The 20,050-nt window shown below is 71.3% G+C and carries 26 protein-coding genes; 16 read left to right on the top strand and 10 right to left on the bottom strand.

Going from position 1 to position 20,050, the window contains the following annotated elements:
• Positions 1 to 169 precede the first annotated feature (169 nt).
• Positions 170 to 856, top strand: a complete 687-nt coding sequence (locus tag AB0J76_RS17105; protein ID WP_352322724.1) for an excalibur calcium-binding domain-containing protein — start codon at positions 170 to 172, stop codon at positions 854 to 856.
• Between the two features lie 81 nt (positions 857 to 937).
• Here the strand turns inward: AB0J76_RS17105 and AB0J76_RS17100 are convergent, their stop codons facing one another.
• Entirely contained in the window at positions 938 to 1,168 is a 231-nt protein-coding gene (locus AB0J76_RS17100; protein WP_352322723.1) for a hypothetical protein, read from the bottom strand.
• A gap of 139 nt (positions 1,169 to 1,307) precedes the next feature.
• Here AB0J76_RS17100 and AB0J76_RS17095 point away from each other — a divergent pair, with 139 nt between their 5' ends.
• Genes AB0J76_RS17095 through AB0J76_RS17085 form a run of 3 tightly spaced genes read left to right on the top strand, consistent with a single transcriptional unit; the run spans position 1,308 to position 3,139 of the window.
• Positions 1,308 to 1,688: a metalloregulator ArsR/SmtB family transcription factor gene (locus AB0J76_RS17095; protein WP_352322722.1), complete on the top strand. Its 381-nt coding sequence runs from the start codon at positions 1,308 to 1,310 to the stop codon at positions 1,686 to 1,688.
• Positions 1,685 to 2,377, top strand: a complete 693-nt coding sequence (locus AB0J76_RS17090; RefSeq protein ID WP_352322721.1) for a cation transporter — start codon at positions 1,685 to 1,687, stop codon at positions 2,375 to 2,377. The genes AB0J76_RS17095 and AB0J76_RS17090 overlap by 4 nt, the downstream gene beginning before the upstream one ends.
• 33 nt (positions 2,378 to 2,410) lie before the next feature.
• Positions 2,411 to 3,139 carry a sulfite exporter TauE/SafE family protein gene (locus tag AB0J76_RS17085; RefSeq protein WP_352322720.1) on the top strand — a complete coding sequence of 243 codons (729 nt, stop codon included), beginning with the start codon at positions 2,411 to 2,413 and terminating at the stop codon, positions 3,137 to 3,139.
• A gap of 81 nt (positions 3,140 to 3,220) precedes the next feature.
• Here AB0J76_RS17085 and AB0J76_RS17080 read toward each other — a convergent pair whose 3' ends face one another.
• The 3 genes from AB0J76_RS17080 to AB0J76_RS17070 all read right to left on the bottom strand — a co-directional run bounded on the left by AB0J76_RS17080 (position 3,221) and on the right by AB0J76_RS17070 (position 5,725).
• The gene (locus AB0J76_RS17080; RefSeq protein WP_364389872.1) at positions 3,221 to 4,357 is read right to left on the bottom strand and encodes a DUF6596 domain-containing protein; all 1,137 of its coding nucleotides are present in this window, start codon (positions 4,355 to 4,357) and stop codon (positions 3,221 to 3,223) included.
• 38 nt (positions 4,358 to 4,395) lie between these two features.
• On the bottom strand, positions 4,396 to 4,803 hold the full coding sequence (locus tag AB0J76_RS17075) for a YciI family protein (protein ID WP_352323173.1): 408 nt from the start codon (positions 4,801 to 4,803) through the stop codon (positions 4,396 to 4,398).
• Between the two features lie 322 nt (positions 4,804 to 5,125).
• Positions 5,126 to 5,725, bottom strand: a complete 600-nt coding sequence (locus AB0J76_RS17070) for a hypothetical protein (protein WP_352323174.1) — start codon at positions 5,723 to 5,725, stop codon at positions 5,126 to 5,128.
• Between the two features lie 331 nt (positions 5,726 to 6,056).
• Between AB0J76_RS17070 and AB0J76_RS17065 the strand changes: the two genes are divergently transcribed.
• The 3 genes from AB0J76_RS17065 (at position 6,057) to AB0J76_RS17055 (ending at position 8,355) form a co-directional block, all read left to right on the top strand.
• Positions 6,057 to 6,941 carry a DUF2268 domain-containing putative Zn-dependent protease gene (locus tag AB0J76_RS17065; protein ID WP_352323175.1) on the top strand — a complete coding sequence of 295 codons (885 nt, stop codon included), beginning with the start codon at positions 6,057 to 6,059 and terminating at the stop codon, positions 6,939 to 6,941.
• 10 nt (positions 6,942 to 6,951) lie between these two features.
• Positions 6,952 to 7,710: a TipAS antibiotic-recognition domain-containing protein gene (locus AB0J76_RS17060; RefSeq protein WP_352323176.1), complete on the top strand. Its 759-nt coding sequence runs from the start codon at positions 6,952 to 6,954 to the stop codon at positions 7,708 to 7,710.
• A gap of 87 nt (positions 7,711 to 7,797) precedes the next feature.
• A complete protein-coding gene (locus AB0J76_RS17055; RefSeq protein WP_352323177.1) occupies positions 7,798 to 8,355 on the top strand; it encodes a DUF6624 domain-containing protein in 558 nt (185 codons plus the stop codon).
• 57 nt (positions 8,356 to 8,412) lie between these two features.
• On the opposite strand, the gene AB0J76_RS17050 is transcribed toward AB0J76_RS17055, so the two are convergent.
• Together AB0J76_RS17050 and AB0J76_RS17045 are read right to left on the bottom strand one after the other, a co-directional pair.
• Positions 8,413 to 9,672: a serine hydrolase domain-containing protein gene (locus tag AB0J76_RS17050; protein WP_352323178.1), complete on the bottom strand. Its 1,260-nt coding sequence runs from the start codon at positions 9,670 to 9,672 to the stop codon at positions 8,413 to 8,415.
• A gap of 138 nt (positions 9,673 to 9,810) precedes the next feature.
• A complete protein-coding gene (locus AB0J76_RS17045; protein WP_352323179.1) occupies positions 9,811 to 10,221 on the bottom strand; it encodes a hypothetical protein in 411 nt (136 codons plus the stop codon).
• Between the two features lie 434 nt (positions 10,222 to 10,655).
• Here AB0J76_RS17045 and AB0J76_RS17040 point away from each other — a divergent pair, with 434 nt between their 5' ends.
• The 7 genes from AB0J76_RS17040 (at position 10,656) to AB0J76_RS17010 (ending at position 17,159) form a co-directional block, all read left to right on the top strand.
• Positions 10,656 to 11,570: a DMT family transporter gene (locus AB0J76_RS17040; RefSeq protein ID WP_352323180.1), complete on the top strand. Its 915-nt coding sequence runs from the start codon at positions 10,656 to 10,658 to the stop codon at positions 11,568 to 11,570.
• 139 nt (positions 11,571 to 11,709) lie between these two features.
• Entirely contained in the window at positions 11,710 to 13,197 is a 1,488-nt protein-coding gene (locus AB0J76_RS17035) for an AMP-binding protein (protein WP_352323181.1), read from the top strand.
• Between the two features lie 75 nt (positions 13,198 to 13,272).
• A complete protein-coding gene (locus AB0J76_RS17030) occupies positions 13,273 to 13,542 on the top strand; it encodes an acyl carrier protein (RefSeq protein WP_352323182.1) in 270 nt (89 codons plus the stop codon).
• Positions 13,539 to 13,913: an ectoine synthase gene (locus tag AB0J76_RS17025; protein WP_352323183.1), complete on the top strand. Its 375-nt coding sequence runs from the start codon at positions 13,539 to 13,541 to the stop codon at positions 13,911 to 13,913. The genes AB0J76_RS17030 and AB0J76_RS17025 overlap by 4 nt, the downstream gene beginning before the upstream one ends.
• A gap of 15 nt (positions 13,914 to 13,928) precedes the next feature.
• On the top strand, positions 13,929 to 15,095 hold the full coding sequence (locus tag AB0J76_RS17020; RefSeq protein ID WP_352323184.1) for an acyl-CoA dehydrogenase family protein: 1,167 nt from the start codon (positions 13,929 to 13,931) through the stop codon (positions 15,093 to 15,095).
• Entirely contained in the window at positions 15,092 to 15,760 is a 669-nt protein-coding gene (locus AB0J76_RS17015) for a transglutaminase-like domain-containing protein (protein WP_352323185.1), read from the top strand. Before AB0J76_RS17020 ends, AB0J76_RS17015 begins: the two co-directional genes overlap by 4 nt.
• Positions 15,761 to 15,794: 34 nt before the next feature.
• Positions 15,795 to 17,159 carry a TrpB-like pyridoxal phosphate-dependent enzyme gene (locus AB0J76_RS17010; RefSeq protein ID WP_352323186.1) on the top strand — a complete coding sequence of 455 codons (1,365 nt, stop codon included), beginning with the start codon at positions 15,795 to 15,797 and terminating at the stop codon, positions 17,157 to 17,159.
• Positions 17,160 to 17,221: 62 nt separating this feature from the next.
• Here the strand turns inward: AB0J76_RS17010 and AB0J76_RS17005 are convergent, their stop codons facing one another.
• Positions 17,222 to 17,593 (bottom strand): DUF5997 family protein, encoded by a 372-nt coding sequence (locus tag AB0J76_RS17005; protein ID WP_352323187.1) that lies wholly within the window; start codon positions 17,591 to 17,593, stop codon positions 17,222 to 17,224.
• 53 nt (positions 17,594 to 17,646) lie between these two features.
• Between AB0J76_RS17005 and AB0J76_RS17000 the strand changes: the two genes are divergently transcribed.
• Together AB0J76_RS17000 and AB0J76_RS16995 are read left to right on the top strand one after the other, a co-directional pair.
• Positions 17,647 to 18,375, top strand: coding sequence for a LysR family substrate-binding domain-containing protein (locus AB0J76_RS17000; RefSeq protein ID WP_352323188.1), 729 nt, complete (start codon positions 17,647 to 17,649; stop codon positions 18,373 to 18,375).
• A 113-nt stretch (positions 18,376 to 18,488) separates the two neighbouring features.
• The gene (locus AB0J76_RS16995; protein WP_352323189.1) at positions 18,489 to 18,794 is read left to right on the top strand and encodes a hypothetical protein; all 306 of its coding nucleotides are present in this window, start codon (positions 18,489 to 18,491) and stop codon (positions 18,792 to 18,794) included.
• 27 nt (positions 18,795 to 18,821) lie between these two features.
• Here AB0J76_RS16995 and AB0J76_RS16990 read toward each other — a convergent pair whose 3' ends face one another.
• Genes AB0J76_RS16990 through AB0J76_RS16980 form a run of 3 tightly spaced genes read right to left on the bottom strand, consistent with a single transcriptional unit; the run spans position 18,822 to position 20,011 of the window.
• A complete protein-coding gene (locus AB0J76_RS16990) occupies positions 18,822 to 18,965 on the bottom strand; it encodes a hypothetical protein (protein WP_352323190.1) in 144 nt (47 codons plus the stop codon).
• Between the two features lie 43 nt (positions 18,966 to 19,008).
• The gene (locus AB0J76_RS16985; RefSeq protein WP_352323191.1) at positions 19,009 to 19,155 is read right to left on the bottom strand and encodes a hypothetical protein; all 147 of its coding nucleotides are present in this window, start codon (positions 19,153 to 19,155) and stop codon (positions 19,009 to 19,011) included.
• 49 nt (positions 19,156 to 19,204) lie between these two features.
• On the bottom strand, positions 19,205 to 20,011 hold the full coding sequence (locus tag AB0J76_RS16980; RefSeq protein WP_352323192.1) for a GNAT family N-acetyltransferase: 807 nt from the start codon (positions 20,009 to 20,011) through the stop codon (positions 19,205 to 19,207).
• Positions 20,012 to 20,050: the final 39 nt, after the last annotated feature.

The following is a 20,050-nucleotide window of genomic DNA, read 5'->3' as shown; positions in this document are numbered from 1 at the left end:
GACCTCGGACGTCGGCCACCCCAAGGGGGCCGGCGACCAGTCAGAACCCTAAGCGCAGCGTCGCCGCACCTCGACCAGGAGTGACATAACCGTGCCCTTCCGGCGGTACACCCCTGTCTCCGTCGGCGCGTCTCCTCACGTCCGGACCATCCGTCCCTGGAGTCACGCCATGCCTACGAACGCGAGCACGGTCAGGATCGTCACCGCCACGGCCGCCGCCCTGCTGCCCCTCACCCTCGCCCTGAGCACGCCGGCCGATGCGGCCGCCGTCCCCAAGGGCACGGTCGCGGCCCGGGTCGTCAAGATCGTGGACGGCGACACCGTCGACGTCGTGCGCGGCACCACGAAGATCCGCGTGCAGCTGCTCGGCGTGGACACGCCCGAGCGCGGGCGATGCTGGTCCAGGGCGGCGACCGCCCGCACGGCGGCGCTCCTGCCGCCCGGCACGACGGCCCACCTGCTCACCGCCAAGACGCCGGGCCGCCCGCCCTCGCACGTGTGGAACGCCAAGGGCGTGCACGTCAACCGCAACCTGATCCGTTACGGCTACGGCAAGGCCGTCTTATCCAAGTCGGACGACAGCTACAAGAGCCTCTTCCGCTCGGAGCAGGCCAAGGCCAAGGCGGATGAGTTGCGGATCTGGTCCGGCAGGTGCGACACGTCCACCTCCACGCCGGCCCCGACCCCGAAGCCGACCCCGTCCCCCACGCCGCCCCCGCCCTCCGGCACCGACCCGCGCTTCCGCACCTGCGCCGAGGCGAACGCCGCCGGCTACGGCCCGTACCGCCGCGGCGTCGACCCCGAGTACGCCTGGTACCAGGACCGCGACGGCGACGGAGTCGTGTGCGAACGCTGACCCGCGCGAGCCCGCCGCCCGTCCCGCTGAAGCCTCCCGGCCGACCCGCCGGGAGACAGGCCGGGCGGCACGGGCGCCGGGTCAGCGGGCAGAACGCGCCAGGATCGCCGCCTCGACGCGCAGGCCGACCCCGACCAGCGCGACGACGAGCAGGAACGCCAGCCAGGTCAGCGGCGGGCTCGACCACTGCAGCAGCATGAACGCGGCCGAGGCCAGCCCCGCCGCGATGCCGGTCGTCCCGAGCACCCGAAGGATCGTGACGGTCTCGCGCTCATCGGTGGCGGGACGGCCCCGCCGCCCTGGTTCACTCACAAAAGCGAGCCTCCCAGACGCCCGCTCCACCCCGAAAGACGTCCGACGAACACTTCCCAACAGACACCGGAAAGCGGCCGACCTCCAGGCGAGCACCGCCGCCTCGCCATAGATGCCGGATTCAGGCTAACATCGCCGTATGGCGATTGATCCTGAAGGTGGCCGTTGTGTCAGTGCCGACATCGCCGCCGGCATCTCCCCCGCGGCCGCGCTGTTCCACTCCCTGGCCGACGAGACCCGGCTGCGCATCGTCCAGCGCCTGGCCCGCGGCGAGGCCCGCGTGGTCGACCTGACCACCCAGCTCGGCCTGGCCCAGTCCACGGTGTCCAAGCACCTGGCCTGCCTGCGCGACTGCGGCCTGATCGACTACCGCGCCGAGGGCCGCCAGTCGTTCTACTCCCTGACCCGTCCCGAGCTGATGGACCTGCTCGCCTCCGCCGAGCAGCTGCTGGCCGCCACCGGGCACGCCGTGACGCTGTGTCCTACCCCCGCTGGGGTCGCAGAGGAGCCGGTGTCGTGACCGCCGCCCACGTCACCACCCCGGCGCGCCGGACGGCCCTGCGGCGCCGCATCCGCCTGCTGGTCGCGGCCACCATCACCTACAACGTGATCGAGGCGGTGGTGGCCGTCACCGCCGGCACCCTGGCCTCCTCCGCCGCGCTGGTCGGGTTCGGCCTGGACTCGGTGGTGGAGGTCGCCTCGGCCGCCGCGGTGGCCTGGCAGTTCTCCGCGGCCGACCATGAAAGGCGGGAGCGGACCGCACTGCGCGTCATCGCGATCTCCTTCTTCGCGCTGGCCGCCTACGTCACCTTCGACGCCGTCCGCACGCTGCTGGGGGTGGGCGAGGCCGAGCATTCGACGCCCGGACTGATCCTTGCGTCGTCGTCGCTGGTGATCATGCCGTTCCTGTCCCACGCACAGCGCCGTGCCGGACGCGAGCTCGGCTCCGCCTCCGCGGTGGCAGACTCCAAGCAGACCCTGCTGTGCACGTACCTGTCCGGCGTGCTGCTGGTGGGGCTGGCGCTCAACAGCCTGTTCGGCTGGTCCTGGGCCGACCCGGTCGCCGCGCTGGTGATCGCGGCCGTCGCGGTCAAGGAAGGCCGCGAAGCCTGGCGCGGCGACGCCTGCTGCGCCGTCCCGGCCGGCCCTGAGGAGCAGGCGGACGGACCCGCCGCCGGCTGCTCCTGCTGCTCCGCGCCCGGTGAATGACAGGCCGCGCATCCCCGGAGAGAGGTGAGGGGCGTGAACACCGTCCTGGTCGTGGTCGTCATGGTGGCGGCGACGTTCGCCACCGCGACGCTGTCGGCGGTGGCCGGGTTCGGCGGCGGGGTGCTGCTGCTGCCGGTGTTCGTCGCGGTCCTCGGCACCCGGGACGCGGTCGCGGTGCTGACCGTCGCGCAGCTCGCCGGCAACGGCAGCCGGGTGTGGTTCAACCGGGACGAGGTCGACCGCCGTCTGGTGGGCGTTTTCGCGGCGGGGGCGGTGCCCGCCGCAGCGGCCGGCGCGCTGGTGTTCGCCGCCGCCCCGCTGGCCGCGCTGACCCGGGTCATCGGAGTGTTCCTGCTGGTCATGGTGGTCTGGCGACGCAGGCGGCCGCATGGCGTCCGGCTGGACGACGCGGCGTTCGCGGCCGTCGGAGCCGTGTCCGGGTTCGGTTCGGCGCTGGTCGGCTCCATGGGGCCGCTGGTCGCCCCGTTCTTCCTGGCCCGCGGCCTGCTGCGCGGCGCCTACATCGGCACGGAGGCCGCGGCGGCTGTGGTGATGCACCTGACCAAGCTGGTCGTCTTCGGTGCGGCCGCCGTGCTCACCACGTCCGGCGTCGCCACCGGGCTGGCGCTGGCGCCGGCGAGCGCGGCCGGGGCCTGGGCGGGCAAGAAGATCGTCGATCGGCTGCCCGCCGGCGCGTTCGTGGCGGTGGTCGAGGTGGGGCTGGTCGCGTCGGGGCTGGTGCTCGTCGTCACCGGAGGCTGAGGATCCGGCCGCCCGAAGCCGGACGACGTCAGGCCCAGCCCCTCACGCCCCGCGCAGCCGGACGACGTCAGGCCCGGACCTTCACGCCCCGCCCAGCCGGGCCGCCTGACGGGTGAGATGGTCGCGTTCGGGGAGGGTGGGCGCCGATCGGGCGGCCTCGGTGTAGAGCCGTGCCGCGGTGTCCGGGTCGCCGGCGCGTTCGTGCAGGTAGGCCGCGACGGCGGCGTGGCGGGGCAGGGCCGGGTCGAGCTCGGCCAGGGCGGCCAGCCCGGCGTGCGGGCCGTCGGCCTCGCCGACGGCGACGGCCCGGTTGAGGCGGGCCACCGGGCTGTCGGTGAGGCGCACCAGCTCGTCGTACCACTCGACGATCTGCGCCCAGTCGGTCTCCCCGGCCGTCGGGGCGTCGGCGTGCAGCGCGGCGATGGCGGCCTGGGCCTGGAACTCGCCCACCCGCTCGCGGGCGAGGGCCGCCTGGAGCACGTCGACGCCCTCGGCGATCAGGCGGGTGTCCCACAGGCCGCGGTCCTGCTCGGCCAGGGGCACGAGGCTCCCGTCGGGAGCGGTGCGGGCCGGACGCCGGGCGTGGTGCAGCAGCATGAGCGCGAGCAGGCCCGCGACCTCCTCGTGCTTGATCTTCGCCGCGAGCAGCCGGGTGAGCCGGATCGCCTCGGCGGCGAGGTCGACGTCGCCGGAGTAGCCCTCGTTGAAGACCAGGTACAGCACGCGCAGCACGGTCGCGACGTCGCCGGGCTGGTTGAACCGCACGCCGGAGACGGTGCGCTTGGCCCGGCTGATCCGCTGCGCCATGGTCGCCTCCGGCACCAGGTACGCCTGCGCGATCTGACGCGTGGTCAGCCCGCCGACCGCGCGCAGCGTGAGCGCGACGGCCGAGGCCGGCGTCAGGGACGGGTGCGCGCACAGGAAGTACAGCTGGAGCGTGTCGTCCACCGCCTCCCCGGGGGCCGGCGGGGGCTCGCTGTCGACGCGGGTCTCGCGGTGCCGCCGGGAGGCGTCGGCGCGGGCGGCGTCGAGGAACTTGCGCCAGGCCACGGTGACCAGCCAGCCCTTGGGGTCGCGGGGCGGGTCGTCCGGCCACACGCGCACGGCCTCGGTCAGGGCGTCCTGGACGGCGTCCTCGGCCGACGCGAAGTCCGCGCCGCGGCGGACGACGACACCGATCACCGCGGGCACCAGCTCCCGCAGCAGCGCCTCGTCCACTCGGCCACCAGATGCGTACCGGCCAGGAAACGACTCGTTCACTCGTCCACCAGATGCGTCCCGGGCAGGAAGGGCCGCACCTCCAGCCACTCGTGGATCGGCTCGCCGCCCGCGCCCGGAGCCGCGGACAGCTCGCCGGCCAACTCCAGCGCCCGTTCGTAGCTCGCGACGTCGATCACCATCCACCCGGCGATCAGGTCCTTGGTCTCGGCGAACGGACCGTCGGTGACCGGCGGCCGCCCCTCGCCGTCGTAGCGGACGAACGTGCCCTCGCGCGAGAGCCCCTGACTGTCGACGAACTCACCGCTCTCCTGCAGCCGGGCGGCGAAGTCCCGCATGTACTGGACGTGGGCCGCGACCTCCTCCGGCGTCCACTGGCCCATCGGCACGTCATTGACCGCCGCCGGCGCGCCCCGGTAGTGCTTGAGCAGCAGGTATTTGGCCATCAGGTTCTCCTTCGAACTGTCCGGCCCAGTCTGGCCGGATTCCGCCACACGGCAAAACTCGGTTCGGCGTTGACGTTGCGGCAGGGGAAAAGGGGCCGACATGGTCTGAAGGAGTCGAACGGGGAGCCTTCCACCGCTCTGCGGCCGATTCGTTGGCCGGAGCATGCACAAGGGCAGCCATGATGCGAGCGCCTCAGAACTCTCCCTCGCCTGCCCCCGCGCCTCGGAGCCATCCCCGCGCGTGCGCGGCCTCCTCCTGCTCCTGGTGGGCCTGGATCGAGGGGAAGGCGCGCATCAGGTACGCCTCCTAGCGGGGGTGCACTTAGCCGGAGCTCTCCCTGATGGCATAGCGGGTGTGCGTGCCGTCGAGCCACGCGTCGTCGATCTCCCTGCCGGTGATCCGGCCGATGAGGCGCAGGGCCGAGGTGACCTCCGCGTACGCGGTGTCGCCGAAGAAGGACAGGCCGTCGAGGTAGTCGTCGAGCGCGTCGGGATCGCTACCGTCCCGCTCCTCGGGATCGCCGACGACCAGGGAGGTGACTAGTTCCCCGCCGACAAGGTACTGGAGGTCTTCCACACCGTCGAGGTCGTGCAGTGGCCAGCCGAGGCTGAGCAGCCTGCCCTTCTCGCCGGAGAGCCGCGCCCAGGCGTCCCACTCCCAGAGCCGGTTCCCGTCGAGCTGGATCGCCAGGATCCAGCCGGGGGCGTAATCGCCGATCCAGACGACTCCGCCCTCTTGACCGCGATACTCGCCCGTCACGATCTCCCGGATGACGCCGGGCCGGGCGGTGTCCGGGTCGGCGCCCAGCCGGTGCGCCGCCTGCTCGACGGTGAGCCCCTCGCACCAGACGCCGCGGAAGGGGGTCTCGAAGTCGATGCCGTGCGCGGCGAGCCGATTCCACAGATCGGTGTCGTGATCCATGCGTTCTCCTTCGAGGTGGAGGCCGGGGGCGCGACGACGTCGCCTCCGCGGCCCCCGACCGGCGTCACTTGGCGATTCTGGCCATGATGCAAGCGCCTCAGAACGTTCCCTTGCCTGCCCCGCGCCTCGCGACCATCCCCGCGCGTGCGGCGGCAATTTCGTCGCGGTCGTGATGGACAAGATCTTCAAGCCGCAGGCCAGGTAGAGCCAGTGGCTCCCCGTTTGGCTCCCTAGGATCAGCAGTAACGCCCGACTCCCCTTCTGAGCAGTCACGAAAGCCGGATCGTGCTGATTTGACGTTGACGTTGCGTCAACTTTTAGCATCGGGGCCATGTCGATCACCGTTCTTGACACCTGCTCCGCCATGCGGCGGATCCTGCTGGCCCCGATGGCGGACCGGGCCGGTCTGCTGCGTTCGATGCTGGAGCCCAACGCCGGCATGTACCGCTACCACCCGGGCGAGGTCGATCTGGTGTCCGTGCATCTCCAGACGTCCGGGTTCCCCATCGACCGGGACGAGGAGCGTTGCCTCGACGCGCTGGACACCCTGGAGGCGGCCGGCGCCTGGGAGCGGATGCAGCGCGCGCTCGACGACGCTCTCGCCGTGCTGCTGGAGGCGACGCCGGGGCTGGAGGTGCCGGACATCACCGTGCTGTTCGTGCTCGGCGACCCGGCTGACGAGCATTTCATGGGGCCCTGCAAGGGGCTGACCGGGTTCGGCGGCATCTCGGGCAACATCGCCATCACGTTGTGGCCCTTCCCCGAGAACGTGGAGCGGCTGGAGGCCACCGCCGTGCACGAGCTTCACCACAACCTGCGATGGAGCCCGGGCGGAGTGGTGTGGGATCCGATGACCGTCACGGTCGGCGAGCACATCGTCGGCGAGGGCCTGGCCGACGCCTTCGCCCGCCAGCTCTACGGCGACGAGCTCGGCTACGCCCGCATCGGCGTGCCGCACCTGCACGACGACGCGGTCTTCGCCAAGGTGCTCACCGGCCTCGACGTGACGGGCATGGAGAACTTCACCGCCTGGGTGCACGGCGACCCCGGGGCCAAGCACCTCGGCGTCACCCCGGTGGGCCTGCCGATGGGCGCCGGGTACGCCGCGGGCAACCGGCTGGTCGACGCCTACCTGGCGGCGACGGGCCAGACGGCGGCGCAGGCCCTGCACGCCGACAGCGCGGAGATCATCGCGACCACGCTCCGCCGGGGGTGACACTGGAACGATGGAGTGGACGATCCAGGAGCTGGCGGCCAGGGCCGGCGTCAGCAGCCGCACCCTGCGGCACTACGACAGCGTCGGGCTCCTGATCCCGTCCCGGGTGGGCGCGAACGGTCACCGCCGCTACGACTCCGCCGCGGTCCTGCGGCTGCAGCGGATCCTGCTCCTGCGCCGGCTCGGCATGGGCCTGCCGGCCATCGCCGAGGTGCTGGCCGAGGAGGTGGACGCGGCCGACGGGCTGCGTGCCCACATCGCCGCGCTGGAGAAGGAGCGCGACCGCGTCGACCGGCAGATCAGGTCCGTGCGTCACACGCTGGACGCCCTGCTGGCGGGGGCGGAACCGCGGATGGACGTCATGCTGGCCGGCTTCAACGACCACCACAAGGACGACGTGATCGCACGCTGGGGCGAGCGCGCGTTCCAGGTGAGCAACGACTGGTGGCACGGCAAGACGCTCGACCAGCAGCGGGCCTGGAAGCGGGCGGCCGAGGACCTGGTCGCCGCGTGGGTCGCCGCGGCGCAGGCGGGGGTCTCGCCCACCTCCGACCGCGCCCAGTCGCTGGCCGCCCGGCACGTGCGGTGGCTGAGTCAGATCCCGGGCACGCCGACGGCCGAGGGCGATCGGGAGCGTTCGATCGAGATGGTGAGCTGCCTCGGTGACATGTACGTCGACGACCCCCGCTTCGCCGCCATGTACGACGACGCCGCCGGGGCGAGGTTCGTCCGCGACGCGCTGCAGGCGTACGCGCGTACCCAGATGTAAGCGCGCGTACCCGGATGTAAGCGCGCGTACCCGGATGTAAGCGGCCATCCCTCGCGTCCTGGGACGGACGGAGGGATGATCGAGGGCATGCGGGTCTTGTCCCTGTGGCTGTTCGCGGCGTTCCTCATGGTCACGGCGTGCGGTGACGACGCCCCGAGGAACCCCGCCCTGCGGGCCGAACTGTTGAAGATGCTCAAGGCGGACCAGGGGCTGCGCACCCTGGAGTCCAGCCAGGAGGACTGGGACCGGACCGAGAAGGCCAACACCGAGCGTTTGCGGCAGATCCTCGACGCCTACGGCTGGCCGGGGTACGAACTGGTCGGCAAGGACGGCGCGCAGGCGGCCTGGGCGCTCGTCCAGCACGCCGACCGCGACCTGGCCTTCCAGCGCCGGGGCCTGGAGATGATGCGGCGGGCGGTGGACGACGGCGACGCCGACCCGTCCGACCTGGCCTACCTGGTGGACCGGGTGCGGGTGGCGGAGAAGAAGCCCCAGGTGTACGGGACGCAGTGGGAGACCACCCCCGAGGGCCGATGGCGGCCCCGCACCCCGATCGAGGACGAGGCGCGGGTCGACGAACGGCGCGCGGAGGTGGGTCTCAAGCCGCTGAAGGACTACCTGAAGGAGCTCCAGTCGGTGAAATGAGCACCTGAAGCTCGCGATGTGCTCAGCCGTAGGGATTTCCCGGCCCTCGCGGCGTCCTCAGAAGTAGCGGGAGGTCAGGTCCGTCGTGGGCCAGGAGGAGACGGTGACCTTGTTCATGTCGTCGTCGAGCGCGTCGAAGTCGAGCGACCCGGTCTCCTCCCTGCGGTTGAACACGACCGCGTAGCTGAAGCCGTTCTGCAGGCGGGCCAGGTAGGAGTACGTGCCGGGCATCGAGCCGTCGTGCCAGGTGTTGAGGTGGCCGGTGACCTGGCGCACCCACCAGCCGCCGCCGTACCAGGATCCGTACTGGTTGACGCCGATCTCCGGCTTGGCGACCAGCTTGGCGATCGAGGCCGAGCTCAGCACCGTGCCGGGCCGGTCGAAGGCGAGGGTCCAGCGGACCAGGTCGACGGCGGAGGCGAGCCAGCCGCCGTTGGCGTCCTGGTTGGGCATGTTGAAGCCGCCGTACTGGTAGGGGACGACGGCGCCGGAGGCGTCCACCACCGACTTGTTGGTGTACTGCGACTCGTAGGCGACCTCGCCGGGCGCGGCCTCGCTCCGCAGGCTGCGGCCGAGCCGCATGCGGGTGATGCCGAGCGGCTGGAGCAGCTTGGTCTTGACGTACGACTCGTACGACATGCCGGAGACCTTCTCGATCACCCGGCCCAGCAGCAGGTAGCCGTAGTTGCTGTAGACCATCTTGCTGCCCGGGTCGAAGTCGAGCCGCCGGGCGGTGGCGTACTTGACGATGTCGGCGTGGCTGATCGGCAGCGGCACGTCGAGCGCGGCGGAGATGGTGTGGTCCAGCCAGAGCTGGTCCTTGGAGACGCCGCGGTCCCAGCCGCCGAGGTGCTGCATGAGGCGCAGCACAGTGACCTGGCCCATGCGCTCGTCGAGCGGGGTGAGCCCGAGGAGCTGGGTGACCTTGGCCGACAGGCTGAGCTTGCCGTCCTGCACCAGCCGCATGATCGCGGCGGAGGTGATGTTCTTGCTCAAGCTGGCGATCCGGAACAACGACGTCGGCGAGACCGCGGGCAGCGCCTTGGAGAAGTCGTTGTAGCGGTAGCCCCGGGCCAGCACGATCTTGCCGCTCTTCATGATGGCGAGCTGCGCGGCGGTGATCCGCCGGTCCAGCACGAACTTCTTCAACAGGTTGTCGAAACCGGCCAGCGAGGCGGGCGCGACGCCCGACATCTCGACCCCGGGCATGGGCCGCGCCATCCGGGCCGCCTGGGCCGCCGTGCCGGGTGCGAGGATCGCGGCAGGAACCGCGATCGCGCCGGATTTGAGAAGATTTCGCCGGGACAGCAGCGTCACGTCAGGGCCCCCAAGTCACATCCGTACCATTAGGGCCCGTATCTTACGGACTTTTCGGTCATCCTTGACAAGGTTCTGCCAGATCGCGTCCGGCCGCAGCCCGGCGACCTCGCCGCCGGGCCGGCGCGCCGAACGGGGTCAGACCCGGGTCATCGTGGACTGGTAGCCGCCGCCGGGCCACTCCCAGGCGCCGGTGTTGGTGTTGCCGTCCTCGCTGAACTTGCCGACGAAGCGGGCGGGCGAGCCCTGGTCGCCGTACCAGATGGTCAGCGTGTCGCCGCTGACCTCCCAGGTGTACTTGAGGATCTCGGCGGACTGGCCGAACAGGTGCGACTTGAGGGTCTTGCTCTCCTCGTCGTAGCCGATGTACTCCACAGCCTTGGTGTCGGCCAGGTCGACGTGCTGGACGAGGAAGTTGCCGCCCTCCAGCCATTCGAAGCGCACGGTGCCGGCGTCGGTCGCCTTGCCGTCCTCGACGTTGCTGACGCGCCAGGTGCCGATGAGCACGTCGAGCTGCCGGAGCGCGGGATTGGGGGATTTATCGGTCATGGGTGGTTTCCCTCCGTTTCAGGGTGACAGTGCACGGCTTGGCGCGGCGGGACCAACGGCCCGGTGCCGTCCGGCGAGGGCCGGTGATTTCGCGACTGACCTGCGAGGACACCGATCGGCGGCACTCCGGTCGCGCGTCCAGCATCCCTTGGCGCCGAGCCGATTGTCCACTGAAAGAGCACGTTGAAAGAAGCCGCGACACGGACGCCGTGCGATTCTCGGGAAGAATTGCTTTCGTGCGGGAATTGTCGCGCGGCAGCGAATAGGCTGGAGGATTTTCATGGATTCGCCGTCGGTCTTCCGCAGGCCGCCGGCCCGCATCCCCGGCGCCGCTCCCGCCTCTCCGGCTGCTCCCCCGCCCTCCGCCTGAGCAGATCGTCCATGAGCAGACATTTCATGAGCAGGCCATCCATCTCGACCCCAAGGAGACGCATGTGAGCCGCCGTGGCTGGGTGCTGTTCGCCCTGATGTCCGTGATCTGGGGCATTCCCTACCTCCTCATCAAGGTCGCGGTCGGCGGCGTGCCGGTGCCCGTGCTGGTCTTCGCGCGCACCGCGATCGGCGCCGCGCTGCTGCTGCCGCTGGCGATCCGCGGCGGGCAGCTGGCGATGGTCCGGCGGTACTGGCGGCCGGTCTTCGCGTTCGCCTGCCTGGAGATCCTGGCGCCCTGGTGGCTGCTGTCGGACGCCGAACGGCGGCTGACCAGCTCGACCAGCGGCCTGCTGATCGCCGCGGCGCCCATCCTCGGCGTGGCGCTGGCCCGCCTGAGCGGCGGCAGCGAACGGCTCGGCAGGGCCCGCTGGACCGGGCTGGTGATCGGCCTGGCCGGCGTCGCCGTGCTGGCCGGGCCGCACCTGGGCGGCGGGGACGCCTGGGCGATGGGCGAGGTGCTGCTGACCGCGCTCTGCTACTCGATCGCCCCGCTCGTCGCCGACCGATACCTGCGGGACCTGCCCACCATCCCGCTGACCGCCGCCTGCCTCACCCTGGCCGCGCTGGTCTACACGCCCGCCGCGATCTGGACCTGGCCGTCCGCCATGCCCAGCTGGCAGGTGCTGGCGGCGCTGGGCGGCCTCGGCGTGGTCTGCACCGGGCTGGCGTTCGTGGTGTTCGTGGAGCTGATCAAGGAGGCCGGGCCGTCGCGGGCGCTGGTGTCCACGTACATGAACCCGGCGGTGGCGATCGTCGCCGGGGTGCTGATCCTGGACGAGCCGCTGACCGCCCTGATCGTCGTCTCGTTCGCACTCATCTTGGGCGGCTGCGTGCTGGCCACCCGCGCCGAGGAGGAGCCGCCCGCCCCGGCGGCCGGCCCGCCGGAGCGGGCCGAAGAACTGGAAGTACGGTCCTGACCCGTTCTCGTGGTCGAGGCGTTGCAGGAAGCTGCCGGACCCGGGCAATTAGCTGAAACCCGCATTCCCGATTCCGCGGTCGCACATCGAACAAAATCATTGGTATCCGGCAACCAAGAAATCGATGGGTGACCTTCCGATGACCACAGAACTGCTCCGCGATTTCATCGCGCACGCCGAGAGAGAACCCTCGGCACCGGCGCTGCGCACCAGGACGGAAAAAGTCAGCTACGCCGAACTGGCCGCCATGGCCGGACGGGCCCAGAAACAACTGGACGCATTTCCAGCGGGCCCGGTGGCGGTGCTCGCCCGTAAGTCGCCGCAGGCGGTCGCGCTCGTGCTCGGCTGCCTGGCGGCCGGGCGTCCGCTGCTGCTGCCGCCGATCGACCTCGGCACGGTCGCGCTCGGCGAGTTGTGCGCGCGGGCGGGCTGCGTCGAGGTGCTGGCCGCCACGCCCGAGGACGCCGCCGAACATCCCGACGTGGTCACCGCCGTGATCGGCGGGCCCGACGGTGAGCACCCCGGCGGGCCGGCTGTCCCCGAGCCGGTGGCGGTCCCCGAGCCGGTGGCGGTCGCCGGCCAGGACACCGCGTTCATGCTGACCACGTCCGGCTCGACCGGCACCCCGAAGATCGTCCCGCTGTCGGCGGGCGCGGTGGCGCGGTTCACCGAATGGGCCGGCGACGCGTTCGGCCTCGGCCCCGGCGAGGTGGTGTTCAACTACGCGCCGCTCAACTTCGACCTGTGCCTGCTGGACGTGTGGGCCACCCTGCGGCACGGCGGCTGCGTCGCGCTGGTCGACCCCACGCTGGCCGCCAACCCGCGCTACGTCTGCGAGTTCTTCGCCGCCTGCGGGGTCACCGTCGTCCAGGGGGTGCCCATGTTGTACCAGCTGCTGGAGGAGGGCGTCTTCCCCGGCGTGCGGCACGTCATCGTCACCGGCGACCACGCGCCGGCCCCGCTGCGCGCCGGCCTGCCGCGCCGGTTCCCGCGCGCCCGGCTGCACAACGTCTACGGCTGCACCGAGACCAACGACAGCTTCTGGCACGAGTTCGACGCCGCCGAGGCGGCCGGGCCCGCCCCGCTGCCGATCGGCCGCCCGCTGCCCGGCGTCGTCGTGGCCTTCGGACCTGATCTGGCCCCCGTCCCGCCGGACGACGGCGGCACCGAGCTCCTGGTCTGGACGCCGTTCCAGACCGAGGGGTACGTGACCCCCGACCCGGCGGCGGCCACCGGCAGGTTCGTGACCGGGCCGGACGGCCGCCGCTTCTTCCGCACCGGCGACCTGGTCCGCCGGGACGCCGCCGGCCGGCTGTTCCTCGTCGGCCGGGACGACTTCCAGCTCAAGGTGCGCGGCATCCGGGTGAACCTGGAGCAGATCGAGCGGGTGCTGCTGGAGCACGACGACGTCCTGGAGGCGGCCGTCGTCCCGGCCGTGGACGGCGCCGAGACGCGGCTCACCGCGTTCGTCCGCGGGACGGGGCCGGGACGGCTGTCGGGGCTGCGCCTGCGCACGCACTGCGCGATGCGGCTGCCGCGGGCCGCGATCCCGTCCGCCATCAGGCTGGTCGAGCAGCCGTTCCCGCGCACCTCGACCGGAAAGGTGGACCGAAAGCGCATCGGCTGACACGCAAAAGCCTATTGCGGGCACGCGCATTCTCGGAGATGCGTCCGCGTGCGCGCGCGTGTGATGCTGCCTTTCGTGGACATCACACACCAGATTAAAGAATTCGTGGTGACCGAGTATCTTCCCGATACTCCGCCCGACGAACTCGAGGCCGACTACGACCTTTTCCGCAACGGGGTCATCAGCAGTCTGGGCCTGTTGAAGCTCATCGGCTGGATCAAGGACCGGTTCGACGTCCCGGTGGACGAGCTGGACATCGCCCCGGAGAACTTCCGGACCGTGGCCGCCATTCGTGAATTCGTCGGAAAAGCATTATCAGCACCAGCAGAACGGACACTGCAATGATCATCCGCAAGATCTCTGACGTGACGCCGGTCGAGTGGGGGAACGGCCTGAGCCACCGCTTCCTGGTCGAGCGCGACGGCATGGGCTACTCGCTCACCGACACGATCGTCTGGGCCGGCACCAGCTCGCCCCTCCAGTACCGCAAGCACCTGGAGGCATGCTACTGCATCAGCGGGCGCGGGGCCGTGATCGACGCCGACGGCCGCCAGCACGTCCTGGAGCCGGGCACCATGTACGCGCTCGACCAGAACGACCCGCACCACCTGATCGCCGACCCGGGTGAGGACCTGCGGCTGATCTGCGTCTTCTCCCCCGCGCTGCAGGGCGACGAGCGCCACCAGCTCGCTGAGGCTGAGTTCTCCCACTACTGACGGATCTGGTCACCCATGGACGAGTGGAGCGACACACACCGCGAGCTCAGGGCCGAGTTCGCGGACTGGTACGAGGTGCTGGGCGAAGGCCACCTGGACGCCGACCGCGACGCCGACCGGACCGCCGGCCTGCCGGCGCACAAGTGGGAGCAGGTGCGCGCCTCCGGGCTGCTGCGCCTGCCGTTCTCCCCCGAATGGGGCGGCCGCGGCCTGGACCTGCTCAGCACCATGTACGTCCTGGAGGGCCTCGGCGAGGGCTGCCGGGACGGCGGGCTGTGCTTCTCGCTCTGCACGCAGATCGTGAGCGCCGGGATCCCGCTGCAACGCTTCGGCAGCCCCGAGCTGAAGGCCCGCCACCTGCCCGGCATCTGCGACGGCACGACGATCACCGCGCACGCGATCACCGACCCCGGGGGCGGCTCCGACGTGCTGGGCATGGGCATGACCGCCAAACCCGACGGCGACGACTGGATTCTCGACGGCGACAAGGTGTTCGTGACCAACGGCCCGGTCGCCGACCTGATCGTGGTCTACGCGGTGACCGACCGCGACCTGGGCCCCTTCGGCCTGACCGCCTTCCTGGTCGAACGGGACACCCCGGGCCTGCTGACCGGCCCGGACGTGCCCAAGATGGGGTTGCGCACGTCCCCGCTCGGCGAGCTGACGCTGCGCGACTGCCGGGTCCCGGCCGCCAACGTGGTGGGCCGGCCGGGCATGGGCTTCACCGTGCTGGAGCACGTGATGCGGTGGGAGATCCTGTGCTCCTTCATCGTCCAGGCCGGCGCGATGCGGCACCGGCTGGACCGCTGCGTCGAGCACGCCTCCCGGCGCCGCCAGTTCGGCCGGCCGATCGGCTCGTTCCAGCTGGTCGCCGGCCAGATCGTGGACATGAAGATCGGCGTGGAGACCGCCCGCCGCTGGTTGTACGACGCCGCGCGCGGCTTCGCCGCCGGCCGGGACGTCGCCACCGACATCGCGATCGCCAAGGTGGTCACCAGCGAGGCGAACGTCAGGTCGGCGCTGGCCGCGATCCAGATCTTCGGCGGCAGCGGCTACCTGACCGGGACCGGGCTGGAGAAGGAGCTCCGGGACGCGGTCGGCGGCACCATCTACTCCGGCACCTCGGAGATGCAACGGATCCGCATCGCCCGGATGCTCGGCCTCAAGGAGTCACACACATGACCGCTGACCTGGCCGCTGACCTGGCCGCCACGAAGTTCCTGGACGCCGGCCACCCCGTGGTGCGCGAGTTCGCCGAACGAGCCGTCGAGGGCGCCACCACGCCCACCGAGCAGGCCGTACGCCTGTACTACAAGGTGCGCGACACCATCCTGTACGACGTCTACGACATCGACATGTCCCGCGACGGCCTGCGGGCCAGCACGATCATCGCCCGCGGCAGCGGCTTCTGCCTGCACAAGTCGGTGGTGTACGCCGCCGCCGCCCGCGCGCTCGGCATCCCGTCCCGGCTGGTGTTCGCCGACGTGCGCAACCACCTGGCCTCCGGACGGCTCAAGGAGCTCGTCGGCGGCGACGTGTTCCGCTTCCACGGCCTGGTCTCCGTCCAGCTCGAAGGCCGCTGGGTGAAGGCCACCCCCGTGTTCAACAAGATGTTGTGCCGGTTGTACCGCCTGAAGCCCCTGGAGTTCGACGGCACCGCCGACAGCGTCTACCACCCGCACGACGAGTCAGGCCGGCGGCACATGGAGTTCCTGCACTGGCACGGCGAGTTCGACGACTTCCCCTACGAGCTGGTCCTGGAGGGCTTCAGGACGTCCCACCCCGGGCTGCTGGGCGGCCGGGACCAGACCGTGAAGGGCTCGCTGACCGCGGAAGCGGGCGTCTGACATCCCTCGACGAAGTCCTGATGAGAGGTATCCGTTGAACGAGACCGTCAAATACACCCTGAACGAGGACGACATCCCGTACACGTGGCTGAACATCGCCGCGGACTTCGGCGAGCCGGCCCCCATCCTCGACCCGGCCACCGGCGCGGCCATCACCCGGGCCGAGCTGTGCAGGACGATCGCCGAGCCCCTGGTGGACCAGGAGCTCAGCACCGAGCCGGAGTTCGAGATCCCCGGCCCGGTGCGCGACATCTACCGCCAGTGGCGGCCCACCCCGCTCTACCGGGCGCGCCGCCTCGAACGCGCCCTGGACACCCCCGCCCGCATCTACTACAAGTACGAGGGCGTCTCGCCGGTCGGCAGTCTCAAGCCCAACTCGGCGGTGCCGCAGGCGTACTACAACAAGCAGATCGGCAAGACGGGGCTGGTCACCGAGACCGGCGCGGGCCAGTGGGGCAGCTCGATCGCCTCGGCCGCGGCCATGTTCGGGCTGAGCGCGCAGGTGTTCATGGTGGGCGTCAGCTACCGGCAGAAGCCGTACCGCCGGGCCCTCATGGAGGCGTACGGCGCGGTCTGCAACTCCAGCCCCAGCCCGCTGACCGCGGCCGGACGGGCCGTGCTGGCCGAGGACCCCGACCACCCCGGCAGCCTCGGCATCGCCAAGTCCGAGGCCCTGGAGGTCGCCTACGCCAACCCCGACCTGGGCTACACCCGCGGCAGCTCGCTCAACCACGTGTGCGCCCACCAGACCGTCATCGGCCAGGAGGCGATGCTCCAGATGGAGCTCGCCGAGGACTACCCGGACATCGTGGTCGGCCCCTGCGGCGGCGGCAGCACCCTGGCCGGGATGTGCTTCCCGTTCCTGCGGGACAAGCTGCGCCGCGGGCGCGAGATCCGGCTCGTCGCCGCCGAACCGGTCGCCTGCCCCACCCTGACCCGTGGCCGCATCGCCTACGACCACTCCGACGCGGCCCGGCTCACCCCGCTGTCGCGGATGCACACGCTGGGCCACAAGTTCGTGCCGCCGCCCGTGCACGCCGGCGGCCTGCGCGCCCACGACATCTCGCCGCTGATCAGCCGGGCCGTCGAGAACGGGCTGATGGAGGCGGTCGCGGTGCGGCAGACCGCCTGCTTCGAGGCCGGCGTGCTGTTCGCCCGCGAGGAGGGCATCGTGCCCGCGCCCGAGTCGGCGCACGCGGTGCGGGCCGCCATCGACGAGGCGCTGCGCTGCCGCGAGCAGGGCCAGTCGAAGGCGATCCTCATCGCGCTGTCCGGGCACGGCCACTTCGACCTGGCCGCCTACGAGATGTTCCAGGCCGGGCTGCTGCCCGACGACGAGCCGACGGACGACGACCTCGCACACGGCCTGTCCAGCATCCCCGACCTGGCACGCGCCTGACCGGGCGGTGACGCGCGGCCTGCCCGCCGGCGGGCCGCGCCGTCATGTCCGAGACGCGGCGGCTAGCGCTGCTTGAGCCGGAGGGCTTCCTTGCGGGCCTCGGCCTGGACGGTGCGCTCGCGCTCCAGCCAGTCGGGGTTCTCCGCCTTCAGCGCGTCGATCTCGGCGGTCGTGAGCGGCTCGGTGATCCCGGCCCTGAGCAGCCCCGAGATGGAGACCCCGAGCTTGGCCGCGACGACCTGCTTGGGGTGCGGCCCGTTCCGGCGCAGGTCGGCGAGCCAGGCGGGCGGCTTGGCCTGCAGCTCGTTCAGCTCGTCCCTGGAGACGACGCCCGCCTGGAACTCCGCGGGCGTGGCCGAGAGAAGGACACCCAGCTTCTTGGCCGCCGTCTCGGGCTTCATCGTCTGGATGCTCTTCGGTTTGGACGAGGTCATGCCCCAAGCCTAGCCAGTCGGGACAGCGTCCCCGACATCGATACCCTGAGGACGTGACTGACGAGAGCGGCGAAGACTTCCGGCTGGCGTACGCGCCCGGCGTGACCCCCGCCAAGTGGGCCGGCGTCTGGGCCGAGAGGCTGCCCGACGTGCCCCTCACGCTGGTCACGGCCCCCACCCCCGAGGCGGTGGCGCTCCTGCGCAGCGGCGGGGCCGACGCCGCGTTCGTCCGGCTCCCGATCGACCGCGAGGGCCTGAGCGCGATCCCCCTCTACGTCGAGACCACGGTGGTCGTGACGCCGAAGGACCACGCCGTGGCCGCCGCCGACGAGGTGACCCTCGCCGACCTGGCCGACGAGGAGATCTTCCACCCCCTCGACGACGCCATCGAGTGGGCGTCGCGGCCCGGGCAACCGGCCTTCACCCGTCCCGCCACCACGGCCGAGGCGGTCGAGATGGTGGCCGCCGGCACCGGCCTGCTCCTGGTCCCCCAGTCACTGGCCCGCCTCCACCACCGCAAAGACCTCACCTACCGCCCGGTCACGGACGCGCCCCAGTCCCAGGTCGCCCTGGCCTGGCCCACCGACGCGACCACCGACCTGGTGGAGGACTTCATCGGCATCGTGCGCGGCCGCACGGTCAACAGCTCCCGGGGCCGCGCTCCCGCCGCCCCTCAGGAGAAGCAGGCACGACGTCAGCCCCCCAAGCCCGCCGCCCAGAACCGCGCCGGTCGCCGCGCCGCGCCGGCGAGCCGCAGGAAGAAGGGCCCGCGTCCCCGCTGACGGCGGCGTCCCGGCGGCCGGACAGGGGCTTGACGGCGGGAACGGTGCGGTTACTTTCTCTTAAGAAGCTTTCCTAAGAGTGCACTGCCTGACGACCCTCTGGAGGTCAGCACATGCGCGCGAGAAAGCACGTGACCCTCTCCCTCGCGACCGTCCTCACCACCGTCGCCCTCCTCGGCGCCGCCTCCCCCGCGCACGCCTCGCCCACCGGCTGCACCACCGGCCGGGACGGCAAGACCGCCTGGGCGTACTGCAGCGGCGGCTCCGGCAACTACGCCGTGGTCATCCGCGTCACCCATCCGGACCCCACCGTGGGCTCATGGCCCGAGGTCGGCCCCTGCGTCTCCCCCGGCCAGCGGTCGGAGTACACGCCGTACCACAACATCCCGTTCACCGTCACCGGCATCACCTACTGCTGAACGGGCCGGGCGGCCGGTCTCCTTCGCCTACGTGACGATGAGACCGGCGTCCGCCAGCACGGACATGAACAACCCGCCGCACAACAACGCGATGGGCCACACCCTCTGGGTGAGGGCGATCAGGATTCCGGCGAGGAGTGCCAGCAGAGCGACGATGGTGAGGGCGTCCATGTGCGTGTTCCTGCCCGTAGGGGGTGGTCTCAGGCGCTGGGGGTCAGAGCTGGCCGAGCTTCGGGATGATCTCGCTGAGCACCCAGAGGGCCAGCCCGAGGGCGAGCAGGTTGACGCGCGCGCCGCCGATGTTGAAGGCGGACAGGACGAAGCAGGCCAGGGCGAGGATGAGCAGAATGAGAGTGATCATGCCGTGCTCCACTTCTGTAGCTGGGGTGGTCGCACAGCGCTACCCGTGATCATCCGATGTAGGCATGCCCGGCGAGTTGGAGGAAGTGGATCGCCGTGTTGGCTCGGCAGCCGATGCGTTCGTAGACCGGCTGCCCGGCCGGCGTGGCGTGCAGGACCAGCCGCCGGTGCCCGCTGCGCCTGCCGCCTTCGTGGATCGCCTTGCGGGTGACGGCCTCGCCGTACCCCTTGCGCGTCTCCTCCGGAAGGGTGGCGACCAGCGCCAGGAAGATCGAACGAGGCCCGGCGACGGTGGCGGCGCAGGTCACCGGCCGTCCGTCGCGGTACCCGAGGTAGGCGTGCACGTCGCTCCGCCACAGTTCGGAGCCGGCCAGGGCGAGCCTGCCCGCCTCGGGCGTCATGCCGTAGGCGCGTGCGTTGATGTCGCCGTACGCGGCGAGGTGCTCCTCGTTCTCCACCCGCCGGAACTCCAGGTCCGGATGAACCGGATCGGGCACGGACAGGTCGCCCGCCATGCCCCGGCCCGAGAACGCCGGCTCCAGCCCGGCCTCGGCCGCCCGCCGGAACAGGCTCTCCCGAGCCTGAGGGCTCAACAGATCCTCGAAGATCCACACATATCCGCCTGCGGCCCTGCCCCTCATGAAGGACGCCGCGCGCGCGAGCCGTTCGCCGAGCGCGTCCGCGGGGATGCCCGTACCGGCCAGGGTCAGGGTGTTCCAGAAGCCGAAGGGGCTGTCGGCCCACATGTGCACGACGCCGTCGTCCGTGCCGGTCCGGCCGCCTCGGTCCCGTACCAGCTCGCTCCAGACGGCGACGAGATGGTCCCTGGACTCCACGGCCTCTTCGAGCGATGCCACAACCGGCCCCTTTCCCAAGAAGACGCCACGAGCAACCAA

This window comes from Nonomuraea sp. NPDC049624, assembly GCF_040675255.1.
Classification (GTDB): Bacteria; Actinomycetota; Actinomycetes; order Streptosporangiales; family Streptosporangiaceae; genus Nonomuraea.
The sequence above is the reverse complement of the archived record's forward strand: the minus strand, read 5'-3'. Positions and strand labels throughout refer to the sequence as shown.

Coding starts and splice junctions, on each gene's coding strand:
- AB0J76_RS17105 (WP_352322724.1), top strand. CDS start 170: ATGCCTACGAACGCGAGCACGGTCAGGATCGTCACCGCCACGGCCGCC.
- AB0J76_RS17095 (WP_352322722.1), top strand. CDS start 1,308: ATGGCGATTGATCCTGAAGGTGGCCGTTGTGTCAGTGCCGACATCGCC.
- AB0J76_RS17075 (WP_352323173.1), bottom strand. CDS start 4,803: ATGGCCAAATACCTGCTGCTCAAGCACTACCGGGGCGCGCCGGCGGCG.
- AB0J76_RS17070 (WP_352323174.1), bottom strand. CDS start 5,725: ATGGATCACGACACCGATCTGTGGAATCGGCTCGCCGCGCACGGCATC.
- AB0J76_RS17065 (WP_352323175.1), top strand. CDS start 6,057: ATGTCGATCACCGTTCTTGACACCTGCTCCGCCATGCGGCGGATCCTG.
- AB0J76_RS17060 (WP_352323176.1), top strand. CDS start 6,952: ATGGAGTGGACGATCCAGGAGCTGGCGGCCAGGGCCGGCGTCAGCAGC.
- AB0J76_RS17055 (WP_352323177.1), top strand. CDS start 7,798: ATGCGGGTCTTGTCCCTGTGGCTGTTCGCGGCGTTCCTCATGGTCACG.
- AB0J76_RS17045 (WP_352323179.1), bottom strand. CDS start 10,221: ATGACCGATAAATCCCCCAATCCCGCGCTCCGGCAGCTCGACGTGCTC.
- AB0J76_RS17035 (WP_352323181.1), top strand. CDS start 11,710: ATGACCACAGAACTGCTCCGCGATTTCATCGCGCACGCCGAGAGAGAA.
- AB0J76_RS17025 (WP_352323183.1), top strand. CDS start 13,539: ATGATCATCCGCAAGATCTCTGACGTGACGCCGGTCGAGTGGGGGAAC.
- AB0J76_RS17020 (WP_352323184.1), top strand. CDS start 13,929: ATGGACGAGTGGAGCGACACACACCGCGAGCTCAGGGCCGAGTTCGCG.
- AB0J76_RS17015 (WP_352323185.1), top strand. CDS start 15,092: ATGACCGCTGACCTGGCCGCTGACCTGGCCGCCACGAAGTTCCTGGAC.
- AB0J76_RS17005 (WP_352323187.1), bottom strand. CDS start 17,593: ATGACCTCGTCCAAACCGAAGAGCATCCAGACGATGAAGCCCGAGACG.
- AB0J76_RS16995 (WP_352323189.1), top strand. CDS start 18,489: ATGCGCGCGAGAAAGCACGTGACCCTCTCCCTCGCGACCGTCCTCACC.
- AB0J76_RS16990 (WP_352323190.1), bottom strand. CDS start 18,965: ATGGACGCCCTCACCATCGTCGCTCTGCTGGCACTCCTCGCCGGAATC.
- AB0J76_RS16985 (WP_352323191.1), bottom strand. CDS start 19,155: ATGATCACTCTCATTCTGCTCATCCTCGCCCTGGCCTGCTTCGTCCTG.